The 12,529-nt window shown below is 67.8% G+C and carries 12 protein-coding genes; 5 read left to right on the forward strand and 7 right to left on the reverse strand.

Annotated features, from left to right (window positions below; genetic code table 11):
- Positions 1–5: 5 nt before the first annotated feature.
- Together narL and E6O51_RS14040 are read right to left on the reverse strand one after the other, a co-directional pair.
- Entirely contained in the window at positions 6–653 is a 648-nt protein-coding gene (narL, locus tag E6O51_RS14035; RefSeq protein WP_136385626.1) for a two-component system response regulator NarL, read from the reverse strand.
- A complete protein-coding gene (locus E6O51_RS14040; RefSeq protein WP_136385627.1) occupies positions 650–2,569 on the reverse strand; it encodes an ATP-binding protein in 1,920 nt (639 codons plus the stop codon). The genes narL and E6O51_RS14040 overlap by 4 nt, the downstream gene beginning before the upstream one ends.
- A 308-nt stretch (positions 2,570–2,877) precedes the next feature.
- Between E6O51_RS14040 and E6O51_RS14045 the strand changes: the two genes are divergently transcribed.
- Positions 2,878–3,570, forward strand: a complete 693-nt coding sequence (locus E6O51_RS14045; RefSeq protein WP_136385628.1) for a Crp/Fnr family transcriptional regulator — start codon at positions 2,878–2,880, stop codon at positions 3,568–3,570.
- A gap of 18 nt (positions 3,571–3,588) precedes the next feature.
- On the opposite strand, the gene E6O51_RS14050 is transcribed toward E6O51_RS14045, so the two are convergent.
- The 5 genes from E6O51_RS14050 to gmk all read right to left on the reverse strand — a co-directional run bounded on the left by E6O51_RS14050 (position 3,589) and on the right by gmk (position 8,355).
- Positions 3,589–4,986: a 3'-5' exonuclease family protein gene (locus tag E6O51_RS14050; protein WP_136385629.1), complete on the reverse strand. Its 1,398-nt coding sequence runs from the start codon at positions 4,984–4,986 to the stop codon at positions 3,589–3,591.
- Positions 4,987–5,053: 67 nt separating this feature from the next.
- Positions 5,054–5,242: a DUF3460 family protein gene (locus E6O51_RS14055; protein ID WP_136385630.1), complete on the reverse strand. Its 189-nt coding sequence runs from the start codon at positions 5,240–5,242 to the stop codon at positions 5,054–5,056.
- Positions 5,243–5,286: 44 nt separating this feature from the next.
- On the reverse strand, positions 5,287–7,491 hold the full coding sequence (locus E6O51_RS14060) for a RelA/SpoT family protein (RefSeq protein ID WP_136385631.1): 2,205 nt from the start codon (positions 7,489–7,491) through the stop codon (positions 5,287–5,289).
- A gap of 28 nt (positions 7,492–7,519) precedes the next feature.
- The gene (rpoZ, locus tag E6O51_RS14065; RefSeq protein ID WP_136385632.1) at positions 7,520–7,735 is read right to left on the reverse strand and encodes a DNA-directed RNA polymerase subunit omega; all 216 of its coding nucleotides are present in this window, start codon (positions 7,733–7,735) and stop codon (positions 7,520–7,522) included.
- Positions 7,736–7,740: 5 nt separating this feature from the next.
- Positions 7,741–8,355 carry a guanylate kinase gene (gene gmk / locus E6O51_RS14070; protein ID WP_136385707.1) on the reverse strand — a complete coding sequence of 205 codons (615 nt, stop codon included), beginning with the start codon at positions 8,353–8,355 and terminating at the stop codon, positions 7,741–7,743.
- A 139-nt stretch (positions 8,356–8,494) separates the two neighbouring features.
- On the opposite strand from gmk, the gene E6O51_RS14075 reads away from it, so the two are divergent.
- The 4 genes from E6O51_RS14075 to E6O51_RS14090 all read left to right on the forward strand — a co-directional run bounded on the left by E6O51_RS14075 (position 8,495) and on the right by E6O51_RS14090 (position 12,512).
- A complete protein-coding gene (locus tag E6O51_RS14075; RefSeq protein ID WP_168735281.1) occupies positions 8,495–10,201 on the forward strand; it encodes a cache domain-containing sensor histidine kinase in 1,707 nt (568 codons plus the stop codon).
- Positions 10,170–10,820: a response regulator gene (locus E6O51_RS14080; RefSeq protein ID WP_136385634.1), complete on the forward strand. Its 651-nt coding sequence runs from the start codon at positions 10,170–10,172 to the stop codon at positions 10,818–10,820. Before E6O51_RS14075 ends, E6O51_RS14080 begins: the two co-directional genes overlap by 32 nt.
- Positions 10,821–10,975: 155 nt before the next feature.
- Entirely contained in the window at positions 10,976–11,320 is a 345-nt protein-coding gene (locus tag E6O51_RS14085; protein ID WP_136385635.1) for a c-type cytochrome, read from the forward strand.
- A gap of 208 nt (positions 11,321–11,528) precedes the next feature.
- Positions 11,529–12,512 carry a DmsE family decaheme c-type cytochrome gene (locus E6O51_RS14090; protein WP_136385636.1) on the forward strand — a complete coding sequence of 328 codons (984 nt, stop codon included), beginning with the start codon at positions 11,529–11,531 and terminating at the stop codon, positions 12,510–12,512.
- The last annotated feature ends 17 nt before the right edge of the window (positions 12,513–12,529 follow it).

Consider the following 12,529-nt stretch of genomic DNA (forward strand, 5'->3'; position numbering starts at 1 on the left):
GGCCCTCAGCCGCGCAGATGCTCCACCGCCCACACGGCGGCCTCGACCCGCGAGCGCAGGCCCAGCTTGCGCAGGATGTGCTTCACGTGGACCTTCACCGTGCCTTCGGCGATGTCCAGTTCGCGGCCGATCAGCTTGTTGGACAGGCCGCCGGCGATCAGCTCCAGGATGCGCTGCTCCTGCTCGGTGAGGCCGGCCTCGCCCACGCTCTCCGGGCGACGCTCGGTGCGCAGCGCGGCGGCGAGCAGGTGGGTGAGTTTGTCGGTCACCACCACCCGCCCGGCGGCCGCATTCTGCACGCATTCGAGCATTTCCTCCGGCTCCATGTCCTTCAGCAGGTAGCCGTCGGCACCGCCGCGCAGGGCGGCGACGAGGTCGTCGCCGTGGTCGGAGACGGTGATCATCACCACACGGGTGTCGAGCTGGGCGTCGCGCACGCCGCGCAGCACCTGCAGGCCGGAGACGTCCTTCATGTTGAGATCGAGCAGCAGCAGGTCGGGCTGCAGTTCGCAGGCGAGCCGCAGCCCCTCCGTGCCGCTGGCGGCCTCGCCGATCAGGTGGAAGGCCGGAATGGTCTGCAGCAACTGGGCGAGGCCCTTGCGGAACAGGGGGTGGTCGTCGACGATGAGGACGCGCTGGACGGTATCGTTCATGCGGAATGCCATGCAGATTGGCCGGACGTGCTGCCGGCGAGGATGGCGGGCTCCGGCGGAGCGGCGGGGAAACGCAGTGCGACGCGCGTGCCACCGCCCGGGCGCGGGCCGATGGCGATGTCGCCGTGCAGGCCGTGGGCGCGTTCGCGCATGATGGTCATGCCGTAGTGGTGGTGGCCGTCGGCGGTCGGCGGCTGCAGGCCGATGCCGTCGTCCTCCACGGCGACGTGCAGCTCGCGCCCGTCGGGGCAGGCGATGCGCACCCAGGCGTGGTTCGCATGGGCATGGCGCAGCATGTTGGAAAGCGCCTCGCGGATGATGTGCAGCACGTGGATCTCCTGGTTGGGCGTCAGATGGCAGCCGGCCAGGCGGGCCTCGAACCCGATGGGGACGCCGCCGCGCGCGGCGTACTCGGCCACGGTGCGGTCGAGCAGGGTGCGGAAGTCGCCTTCCATCTTGAGCCGGAACGAAGCCAGCAGCTCGCGCAGTTGCCGGTAGGCCGAGTTGATGCCCTCGCGCAGGTCGGCCAGGATGGGTTCGGCCTCGGCGGCACGCGCCGGATCGGCCAGCGCCCGCTGCAGCAGGCTGACCTGGATCTTCATGTAGGACAGGGACTGGGCGAGGGAATCGTGCAGTTCGCGGGCGATGATGGAGCGTTCCTCCTGCAGCGCGAGCAGGCGTTCCTGCTCGGTGCGCCGCGCCATGCCGAGGGCCATGCCGATGTGGCGTGACAGGGCTTCCAGCAACTGGCGCTGCCAGTCCTGCAGGCGGCGGCCCGTCGGCAGCGCCAGGCGCAGCATGCCGTAGGTGCGCTCGGCGTCGCGCAGCGGCACCATCAGCAGGTCGTAGCCCCCTTCGCTGTGGTAGGCCCACGGCGCCACCGCGCCGCGGCACAGGGCGCAGCCGCCGGGCTCGCGTTCGCGCTCCGGACAGGGGCCCAGCGAACTCGCCAACACCACCGCGGGCCCTTCGTGCTTGGGCTGCAGGCAGGCGAAGCTGCCTTCCAGTTCGAGGATCTGCTCGATGTCGCGCAGGGTGGCCTCGTAGGTTTCCGGCGCGTCCGGGGCGTGATAGAGGCGCGCGATGGCGTGGTAGAGCAGCTCCAGCGAGCGGTTGGTGCGCTGCAGTTCGGCGGTCTTGTCCTGCACGCGGCGTTCCAGGTCGCGGTAGAGCTTGGAGAGCTCCTCGGCCATCTGGTTGAACGCCGCCCCCACGCGCCCCAGTTCGTTGCGCCCGGTGTGGCGCACACGCGCGCCGAAGTCGCCGTGGGCGAAGCGCGCCGAACTGGCGAGCAGATCCGCCAGCGGACGGTGCAGGGCGCGATTGACCAGGAACAGCGCGGCGGCCACCACCAGCACGGCGAGCGCGATGGCCGCCGCGAGCGTGGTGCGCAACTGGCGGATGCTGGCCTCGGTGTCGTGCTCCAGCACCGCCACCAGGGTGTTGAGCTGGTCCACGAAAGCGTCCACCTCCACCAGCAGGTGTTCGTAGTACTCCACCGTGCGCGGCGGCGGCCCCTCGCCGTCGGCCTCCACGAAGAGCGGCTTCAGGCGCAGCCGCCAGGCCGCATCCACGCCGCGGTAGGTGGCGGCGAACATGCCGTTGGGCGCGCGCTCCAGCACGTGCATCAGCGCAGGATGGGCGAGGTTGACCTCGAAATGTTCGATGGCCGCCGCCACGCGCGGCTGGGCGCGGCGGTCCTGCAGCGCATCGGCCACCACCAGGCTGGCGATGCGGTGGGTCAGGCGGCGCAGGCTGCCGGCCACGTTGATCGCGCTGCCGCTGCCCTGCACCGTCTCGGCCACCACCACGGAGGCGCTCATGCCGGCCACGCTGATCAGCGTGACCGCCAGCATGGCCAGGCCGACCAGCAGCAGGATGGAGCGCTTGGCCAGGGCGTCGCGGATCCGGTTCATCGATGTTCTCCCCGGCGGGTGTTCGCGGCGGCCCCGGCGCAGGACGGCTGCGGACACGTGATGCCGCCGACGACCCTGCCGGCAGCGGGTGAATTTGGGGGTATCCCCACATGCTCCGCCCACCTTGTCCGATGGCCGGAGCTGAAAATCGTACCTATGATAATCAGTGAGTTACCCACATTTCTCGATACCTCCATGGAGGTATCCCGATAAAAACGCTCGGACATTCGGCCGATTCAGGCCGGATCGCAATCCCTCTAGACTCCGTTCCGACTGTAGCCGATATGAGAAGGGGAAGGAGACACGTCATGGCGAGCGCACACATCGTACCCATCGTCGAATCCCTTGCGGGGGTCGCCCCGTTCGACTGTCTGCCGCACGACGAGATCGAACGCCTCGCGGCCGGCACGCGCATCTGCCGCTTTGCGCGCCACGAGATGATCAGCCACGGCGGCCGCCCTGCCGAGGGGCTGTACCTCGTGCTGTCCGGCGAGGTAAAGCGTTTCCTGCTCTCCCCCAACGGGGCGGAAAAGATCATCGAGCTGTGCGGTGCGGGCCAGACCTTCGGCGAGGAATCCGCCCTGACCGGCCATCCGCAACTGGTAGGCTGTCAGGCCACCCGTGACAGCGTGCTGCTGCTGATCGGCACGGCCGCACTGCGCCGGGCCATGGAAGCCAGTGCCGCGCTCGACGCGGCCCTGCTCGGCGCGCTGGCCGAGCGCATGCACGGTCTGATCGAGAACCTGCAGTTGTGCGTGCAGCGCAACAGCACGCAACGGGTGGCGCACTACCTGGCGCAGCTCGCGCCGCGCGAGGCCGACCACTGCGAGATCCGCCTGGATACCGACAAGCAGACCATCGCCGCCCAGCTCAACCTGACCCCGGAAACCCTGTCCCGCGCGCTCAACCGCCTGACCCGCGACGGCATGATCCGCCCCCGCGGCCGGCGCGGCCTGACACTGACCGACGTGGGCATGCTGCGCACCTGTGCGGCGGGCTGAGGCCCAACCTTCTCCGGACTAACCCACCGGCTGTGCCGCCGCGGCGCGGGTCGGATCGGCGAACCAGCGCACGAGGATGCGGTAGATGTCCGCATCGAAGGCCGGCGCCGGCCGTTGCGCCATCAGTTCGTCGAGTTCGGCCGGGGTCTCCGCGCTGCCGAGCAAACACCAGCGATCCAGCACATGGCAGGCGCTGCGCCCGGAATGGGCGCAGTGCTCGGCCACCACCACCGGGCCGCGCCACGGCCAGGGCTTGATCCGCACCGCGGCGAGCGCCCCGGCCAGTCGGGCATCGTGTTCGGTGGGCGTCTCGCGCCCCGCGCAGACGCCGGCGCAGCGCTTGGCCAGATAGGCCTGGCAGGCGCCGCTGCCGGATTCCAGCCCAAGGCGGCGCGGGCACAGGCGATACAGCGGGGCGAATTCGCGCAGCAGGCTGTCGGCTTCCTTGCGGTCGTGGAACACGCCGTAGAGGTCTTCCCAGCCGGCCGGGTCGGTGCCGGCCAGCGCCACGCGCTGCAGGATGGGCGGCCGGCGCCGGCCGGCGATCAGGCGCAGGGCGAAGGACTCGCCGTCCTGCCCCTGGCGGTTGCGCAGCGGACGCAGTTCCCGCACCAGACGCGTTTCCAGCAGTTGCGCACCCAGTTCTCCGGCGGTTTCGATCCACTCCACTCGGCGCACCTCGCGCATCAGCGCGGCGCCCTTGCCGCTGCCGGCAGCGGCGAAATGATCCATGACCCGCGCCCGCAGGGAGGCGCCACGCCCCACGTAAAGCAGCCGCTCGCCCTCGCCGTGGAACAGGTAGACGCCGGGCGTATCCGGCAGTCCTTCGATCACGCCCACCGGCAGGCCGGGCGGACGCGGGGGCGCCTTCATCGCCTTGGCGGCCGCGGCGGCCAGCGCGTCGGCGGGGAAGCTCGCGCCCACCAGGCGGGCGAACTGCCACAGGGCCTCGGTGTCGCCCATGGCACGGTGGCGGGCGTCGCATTGCAGGCCGTGGCGTGCGATCAGCGCATCCAGGCCGTGGCGGTGGTGTTCGGGATAGAGCGCGCGGGACAGCTTGACCGTGCATAGCACCGAGGACTCGAAGTCCTGCTCGATGCGGGCGAACTCGTTGCGGATGAAGCCGTAGTCGAAGCGGGCGTTGTGGGCGACGAACACGCAGCCGGCGAGCAGGCTGCGGACGGTGCCGGCCAGTTCGCCGAAGGCGGGCGCGCCGGCCACCATCTCGTCGGTGATGCCGATCAGGTCCTGGATCATGCGCGGGATGGACCTGCCCGGATTGACCAGGCTCTCCCAGCGCGCCACCACCTCGCCGCGCTCGATGCGCAGGATGGCGATCTCGGTGACGCGGTCATGCACCGGGTTGGCGCCGGTGGTCTCGACGTCGACGATGGCGAGGCGCTCGGGCAGGGACATGCGGACTTACGGGCGAGCGCGCGGGCGAAGGCAACGGACGGTGCGCGAAACGCGCACCGTCGGCGTATCAGTGATTGATGTCGTAGTAATAGGACTTCACCGGCACCTGGGCCTGCGCCCGGCGCGTGCTGGTGTCCAGATCCTGCGGTTTGTCCCACCACAGGGCACGGCCCTTCTTCTGCTCTTCGACTTCCTGCGGATGCTGCGCGAGCCATTCGCGCATGAACTTGGTGTGCTCGGATTCGTAGATGGCCATGCGGTTTCTCCCTGAGTGTCCTGCGGTCCGGGCGGGATTCTAACTCAGCTCGCCCGTCCGTCGCCGCGCAGCCGGCCGATGCGCACCACTTCCGGCACGCGGCGCACCGCCCGCATGACCTGGGCCAGATGCATGCGGTCGCGCACCTGCAGGGTCAGGTTGAGCGCGGTGTAGGCGCCCTGCTCGTTGTCCATGGTGAGGTTCTGGATGTTGCAGTCGGCCTCGGCGATGGCGCCCGCTACCCGCGCCAGCACGCCGCGGGCGTTCTTGGTGAGCACGCGGATGGTGACGTCGAACAAACGCCCCTCCTCGCCGGTCTCCCACTCCACGTCCACCCAGCGCCCGCGGTCGCCGCGCAGCTTGGCCACGGTGGGGCAGTCGTGCAGATGCACCTCCAGTCCCTGGCCCTTGCGGATGGTGCCGATGATGGGGTCGCCCGGAATCGGCTGGCAACAGCGCGCCAGTTGCACCGCGATGCCCTCGCTGCCGCGGATGAGTATCGCGCCGGCGGGCTTGGGCTTGATCACGTCCGGGCGGCCGGACTCCATGTCCTGGGCCTGGGCCAGGCGGCGCGCGACGATGACCGGCAGGCGCTTGCCCAGGCCGATGTCGGAGAACACTTCCTTCTTGCTGCGCACGCCGCGGTCGCGCAGGAAGCGGTCCCAGGCGAAGGTGGAAATCTGCCCCAGGGTGAGGCCGTGGGGGCGCAGGGCCTGGTTGAGCAGGCGTTCGCCCAGGGCCACTGATTCCTCCTGCTGGGCGTTCTTCATGAAGTGGCGGATCTGCGCGCGCGCCTTGCCGGTGCGCACGTAGGACAGCCAGGCGGGATTGGGGCTGGCGTGGGCGGCGGAGATGATCTCCACCTGGTCGCCGTTGCGCAGTTCGGTGCGGAGCGGCATCAGGTCGCCGTTGATGCGGCAGGCCACGCAGCGGTTGCCGATGTCCGTATGCACCGCGTAGGCGAAATCCACCGGCGTGGAGCCCTTGGGCAGGGAGAAGATGGTGCCCTTGGGCGAGAACACGTACACCTCGCCGGGGAAGAGGTCGATCTTGACGTGTTCGAGGAACTCGGTGGCCTCGCCCGAGGTGGATTGCAGTTCGAGCAGGGACTGCAGCCAGGAATGCGTCTTCTGCTGCAGTTCGGTGAGGGTCTTCTCGTCTTCCTTGTACAGCCAGTGGGAAGCCACGCCGGCCTCGGCGATGTGGTGCATCTCTCGGGTGCGGATCTGCACTTCCACCGGCGTGCCGAAGGGGCCGATCAGCGTGGTGTGCAGGGACTGGTAGCCGTTGGCCTTGGGGATGGCGATGTAGTCCTTGAACTTGCCCGGCACCGGCTTGTACATGGCGTGCAGCGCGCCCAGCGCCAGGTAACAGCCCGGCACGTCGCGCACGATGACGCGGAAGCCGTAGATGTCCAGCACCTGCGAGAAGGACAGGTGCTTTTCGACCATCTTGCGGTAGATGGAGAACAGGTGCTTCTCGCGCCCCTGCACGTCGGCCGAGATGCCCCACTGGGGCAGGCGCTCCTCGATGGCGGCCAGCACCTTGCCCACCACCTCGCGGCGGTTGCCGCGCGCGGCCTTGATGGCGCGCGCGAGCACGCGGTAGCGCAGCGGGAACTTGTGCTCGAAGGAGAGTTCCTGCAGCTCGCGGTACAGGTTGTTGAGCCCCAGCCGGTTGGCGATGGGGGCGTAGATCTCCAGCGTCTCGTTGGCGATGCGGCGGCGCTTGGCCGGGCGCACGTAGCTGAGCGTGCGCATGTTGTGCAGGCGGTCGGCGAGCTTGACCAGGATCACCCGCAGGTCGCTTGCCATGGCCAGCAGCATCTTGCGGAAGTTCTCCGCCTGCGCTTCCTCGTGGGAGCGGAACTCGATCTTGTCCAGCTTGGACAGGCCGTCTACCAGTTCCGCGGTGGTCTTGCCGAAGCGCTCGGTGATCTCCGCCTTGGAGATGTGGGTGTCCTCCATCACGTCGTGGAGGAGCGCGGCCATCAGCGCCTGGGCGTCGAGATTCCAGTCCGCGACGATGGAGGCCACCGCCACCGGGTGCGAGATGTAGGGGTCGCCGCTGATGCGGAACTGCCCCTCGTGGGCGTTGGCGGAGAAGTGGTAGGCCGCCTCGATGCGGCCCAGGTCCTCGGACTTGAGGTAGGTGGCCAGCTTGGCCTTGAGCCGCTCGAAATCGAGCGACAGCACACTGGAGCCGGGCGGGCGGAGGGGTTCCGGGGCAGGAGCGGCGGCGGCTTCCATGGCAGGAATTCCCTCCCCCCGCAGGGGGTCAGGCCTGTCCGCGGTTGAGGACTTCCAGGCCCACCTTGCCCGCAGCGATCTCGCGCAGCGCGATCACGGTCGGCTTGTCCCTGTCGTTCTTGTCGATCTCGATCTGCGGGGTGCCGCCGACGGTCAGTTGGCGGGCGCGATAGGTCGCCGCCAGGGTGAGCTGGAAGCGGTTGGGGATCCTTTTCAGGCAGTCTTCAACGGTGATCCGTGCCATATGGGTCAGTCCTGTTCGAGAAAGTCGAAATATTGCAGATACCGTGCATGCTGGTTGGCATAGCGCAGCCGCGCAGCGTGCACGACCGCCACCAGGTCGTTTACGGCCTCCTGCAACTCGTTGTTAATTATAACGTAGTCGAACTCCCCCACATGGCGCATCTCGCCGCGCGCGCCGAGCAGGCGGCGCGAGATCACCGCGTCGCTGTCGGTGCCGCGGCCGCGCAGGCGGGCTTCCAGTTCGTCCAGCGAAGGCGGCAGGATGAACACGCCGACCGCCTGCGGAAAGGCCTTGCGCACCTGCTGCGCGCCCTGCCAGTCGATCTCCAGCAGGGTGTCGCGCCCGGCGGCGATCTGCTCCTTCAACCAGACCCGCGAAGTGGCGTAGTAGTTGCCGTGCACCTCGGCCCATTCGAGGAATTCGCCGCGATCGCGCAGGTTGCGGAAGGTGTCCACGTCCACGAAGTGGTACTCGCACCCGTCCTGCTCGCCCGGACGCGGATCGCGCGTGGTGTAGGAGATCGACAACTGGACCTTGGGATCGCGCTCCAGCAGGCCGCGCACCAGCGTGGTCTTGCCGGCTCCCGAAGGCGCGGTGACGATGAACAGGGTTCCGGGCATGGGCATCAGGGCCTTCGACGCGAGAGGATTCATCTTACTACGACCACCGCCATACGTGCTGCACTGCCGCAGGCAGTCTGTGGCGTCGCCGCCTTTGCCCGACTGGCCGAACGCAATACCTTCCCCGATAATCCACGCCATGACCGAATCGACAGGGGCGAAACCCCGCTTCACGTGCAGGAGCACCGCCGGCGCCGTCATCATGCTGGCCGCGGTGCTCGTTCTTGCGCTGATAGCCGGCGCCGCGGCGCTGATGGCCGACCTCGCCCAGCAGGAACGGCAGCGCGCCAGGGACCACATCGCCAGCCTGAGCCGCATCCTGGTCGAACAGACCACGCGTACCTTCGGCGTCGTCGCTCTCAACATGCGCAACACCCGCGACCGGCTCTCCGACAGTTTCGGCCAGCACCTGCGCCTGGACGATTACCGGGTGCAACTGCTCCTGCAGGCCCGCACCCAGGGGCTGCCGCAGGTCAAGTCCATGTTCGTGGTCAGCCACGACGGCAGGGTGCTCAATTCTTCCAGGCCCGATTTCCCCCTGCACCTGGACGTGAACGAGCGCGGCTTTTTCCGCCACTTCGTCGAGCACAGCGACGACGGCGTCTTCATCGGCCCGCCCGAGCGGGCGCGGGTGGACGGGCAATGGACGTATTACGCGGCCATGCGCCTGACCGATACGGAAGGCCATTTCCGCGGCGTGCTCGCCACGGCCATGAGCATCGACCACTTCGAATCCTTCTACCAGCGCATCGCCGTCGAATTCGCCGGCTACATCCAGTTGCTGAGGGACGATGGCCATCTGCTCGCCGAGCAGCCCAGTTCCGAAGACGCCATCGGCAGACAGGCCGTGGCCGTCCCGGTGCTTGCCCGGCTGCACGGCACACCGGCCGACATGGTGGTGGAAGCGGAGGAAGACACCGCCACCGGGCGGCGCTTCGTCGCGTATCGCAACGTGGCCGACTTCCCCTTGAGCGTGGCCGTCGCCATCGACGAGGACGCGGCGCTGTCCACCTGGCGGGGGCTGGCCGAGCCCATGGTCGTCGGCGTCGGCTTCGGCGTGCTGTTCATCGTCCTGAGCACATGGCTGATGGTGCGCGCCCTCATGCGCCGGGACGCCCTGGAGAGGGCGCTGAAGGAAAGCGACGAGCGCCTCCGCTACAAGCTCGCCGTGGATCTGGAGAACGTCCGCGAGGAAGAGCGTGCCCGCATCTCCCGCGAGATGCACGACGAACTGGGCCAGCTCCTCACCGGCATCCGCATGGAAGTGTCCTGGCTGGGCAAGCGCCTGAGCAGCCGCGAAGGCGAACTGGCCTGTAAGGCGGATGCGGTCAAGATGCAGATCGACCAGGTCATCGCCACCGTGCGCCGCATTTCCGCCGAGCTGCGCCCCCTGGTGCTGGACGACCTGGGCTTCGCGGCGGCGGCCTCCTGGTACGTGGACCAGTTTTCCAGCCGCACCGGCCTCGCCGCGACGCTGGACCTGCCCGCGCACGAAGCGCCCCGGGGCAGCCCGGTGGCCAGCGCCCTGTTCCGCATCCTGCAGGAATCCCTGACCAACGCGGCCCGCCATGCCGGAGCCAGCCGGGTGTCCGTGCGCCTCTCCCACGCGGAGGGCAAGTGGCGGCTTGCCGTGCAGGACGACGGCTGCGGCTTCGACCCGGCGCACGCGCGCAAAGGCGGCATCGGCCTCGTCGGCATGCGCGAAAGGGCCGCCATGCTTGGGGGCCGCCTGTCCGTCGCGAGCACGCCGGGCGGCGGCACCCTGGTCGAGGCGATCATCCCCGAATACGGCGACAACGACATGGAGGCTCCCCTTGCACAAAATCTCGGTATTGCTGGCCGATGACCACGCCATCATCCGCGACGGCCTCAAGCAGCTCCTGGCCGACACCGACGACATCTCCGTCGAGGGCGAGGCCGCCAACGGCAACGAGGTGCTGGCCCTGGTGCGCGAGTGCGACTGGGACCTGGTCCTGCTCGACATTTCCATGCCCGGGCGCAGCGGCCTCGATCTCATCAAGGTGCTCAAGGAGGAAAGACCGGACCTGCGCATCCTCGTCCTCAGCATGCACCACGAGGAACAATACGCCGTGCGCGCGCTGCACGCGGGCGCGTCGGGCTATCTCACCAAGGAAAGCGACAGCGAGGTCGTGATCGGGGCCGTGCGCCGCGTCGCGGGAGGCGGCGTGTACATGAGCGACAAGGTCGCCGAACTGATGGTGCGCGACAGGCAGCCCGCCACCGAGCCGCTGCCGCACACACGCCTGTCCGACCGGGAATACCAGGTGTTCGACATGCTGGTCAGCGGCCTGGGCCTGACCGAAATCGGCGAGCGCCTTTCCCTGAGCGTCAAGACCATCAGCACCCACAAGACGCACATTTTCGAGAAGATGAACGTCTCCAATACTGCCGCGCTGATCCACTACGCCATCGCCCATCACCTCACGAAGACCGAAGAGTATTAAAGCAGTAATAGGAATCTTCCTATAAACAGCTTAATCCTTTGCCGATGGTGGGATTCCAGGCACATCGATAAAGTCCCTCACGCGATCAAGGGTAATTCAACCTTGGTCCGGTTACCGGGAAAAACGCCGGTATTGTCTGCAAAGAGGGAAACATCATGAAGCTCACGCCTGCCCGCCTGGTCCTGGCAATTTCTTCCGCCACGCTGCTGTCCATTTCCTGTCCGGCCTCTGCCGTCGATGCGGACGCCGCAAAGGCGCTTTTCAAGAAGCAGGACTGTACCAAGTGCCACGCCCCGGCCAAGACCAAGAAGGGCCCCTCCCTGAAGAAGATCGCCGAGGACAACCGGGGCAAGCCCGATGCCGAGGCAATCCTCATCAAGCACATGACCACCGGTCCCAAGGTCAAGCTTGAAGACGGTTCCGAGGACGATCACAAGATCCTCGAAACCAAGGACGACGCCGAACTCAAGAACCTGGTCGCCTGGCTGCTGGCCCAGTAAGCCGGAAGCCCCCGGGGCGGCGGGCCGCAAGCCTCCGCCCCTCACTCCCCGGGCACGCCGTCCGTGCCGACGCAGCCCGCACGAATCTTCAAGACCACCCTGCGACAAGGGTTTCTGCAACCCGCCGGACCGGCACACACAGCCGCGCTCCAGACGCGGCCCTGCACCGAGAACTGCGCTGTACACCTGACTCAGCCAGGAGAAAACAATGAATATCGCTAGACAAATGCTTGCGTTGGCGTTCTGCGCCAGCGCTTTTTTTTCGGCCGCGGCGCTCGCAGCCAGTGATCCGGATGCGCCCGACCTCATTCTGAAGGGCGACGCCAAGTGCACCTCCTGCCACGACGAGGCCGACGATACCAAGCCGACCATGCTTGACCTGAGGCCGTCCATACTCGCCATCGGCAAGACCAAGCACGGAGTCATCGCCGACGGCCGCACGCCCTCCTGTACCGACTGCCACGGCGAGAGCGAATCGCACCTGAATCACAAGGGCAGCGGCAACCCGCCCAAGCCGGACCGCTGGTTCGCCAAGAACACCGACACACCGGTCGACGCGCGCAACGAGACCTGCCTCACCTGCCACCAGGGCGGCAAGCACATGAACTGGCAGTCCAGCATCCACGCCAACCGCGACGTGGCCTGCACCTCCTGCCACAAGGTGCACACCGACCACGACAAGGTACGCGACAAGCGCGACCAGACCGAAGTCTGCTTCTCCTGCCACAAGGAGCAGCGCGTGCAGGTGAACCGGCCGTCCCACCACCCGGTACTCGAAGGCAAGGTGGCCTGCTCCTCCTGCCACGACGTGCATAACGACAACCCCAAGACGCTCATCAAGAGCAGCACCAACGACACCTGCTACACCTGCCACATGGAAAAGCGCGGGCCGTTCGTGCATAGCCACCAGCCGGTCACCGAGGATTGCGGCATCTGCCACAACCCGCACGGCACGACCAGCCCGAACCTGCTCAAGAGCCGTCCGCCCTTCCTGTGCCAGAGCTGCCACGACGGCCTGAGCCACCACGGTGCTGCTGCGTCCCTGCCGCGAGGTCCGGGTAGCGGCAACTTCCAGACCGTGGCGCGCGGCTGCCTCAACTGCCACACCAACATCCACGGCAGCAACAGCACGCAGAACAGCTCCGACGGCAGCGCGACCGGCTACAACCAGTCGCAGAGCCTGCGCCGCTAACCGAAAGGGAGAAAAAC

The organism is Pseudothauera rhizosphaerae (genome assembly GCF_004801305.1).
Classification (GTDB): domain Bacteria; phylum Pseudomonadota; class Gammaproteobacteria; order Burkholderiales; family Rhodocyclaceae; genus Pseudothauera; species Pseudothauera rhizosphaerae.